1 protein-coding gene is annotated in these 703 nt (G+C 64.9%); it reads left to right on the forward strand.

Annotated elements, in window-relative coordinates; all coding sequences use genetic code 11:
- A partial coding sequence (locus tag CO676_RS34340) for an MFS transporter (protein WP_144340269.1) occupies positions 1 to 703 on the forward strand: 703 nt, incomplete at both ends.

Raw genomic sequence — 703 nt, forward strand, 5'->3', positions numbered from 1 at the left:
TCGCCGCCCCCGGGCTGATGAACCGAGTCCGTCCGCTGAGCCTGATCATCGGCGCAACGCTCGCCATGGGCATGGCGTGCGGCATTGCCGCCGTCACCGCCCGGCTGGACCTGCTGGTCGCGCTTCGAATTATCCAGGGCTTCTCCGGCGGCATCCTGCTTGTCGGTGGCCAGGCGATCATTTTCCTCGCCTATCCGCGGTCCCGCCAACCGATCCTTCAAGCCCTGTTCGCGATGGGATCGGTTGTCGCCCCCGCGACCGTTGCGCCTGCCCTTCAGGGGTGGTTGATCGACAGCCAATCCTGGACATGGATCTTCTTCAGTGTCGTTCCGCTGGCGCTCGCGGCTGCCGGACTTCTGCTGATCGCCGACGGCCCGATGCCCACCAAGCCCGCGCAGCGTCCGTTTGATTGGATCGGCTTCTCGCTGATCTGCGTCACGCTGTTCTGCTTCACCTACGTTCTCAGCCAGGGCAGCCGATGGGACTGGTTCGAGGAACCGCGCATCCTGTGGCTGACGGTGATCGGCGCCGCCACCCTGCTGGCCTTTCTCGGCCACCAAGTGCTGGCCAAGGGCGAGGGCCTGCTCGACTTCACCCTGTTCCAATCGGACGATTTCTGCTTCGCCCTGATCGTCAGTTTCGTCGCCGGCGCCGCATTGTTCGGGAGCGCCTTCCTGATCCCGTCCTTTGCCGTGTCCGTCCT

The organism is Sinorhizobium sp. BJ1, from assembly GCF_002531555.1.
GTDB classification, from domain to species: Bacteria; Pseudomonadota; Alphaproteobacteria; order Rhizobiales; family Rhizobiaceae; genus Sinorhizobium; species Sinorhizobium fredii_B.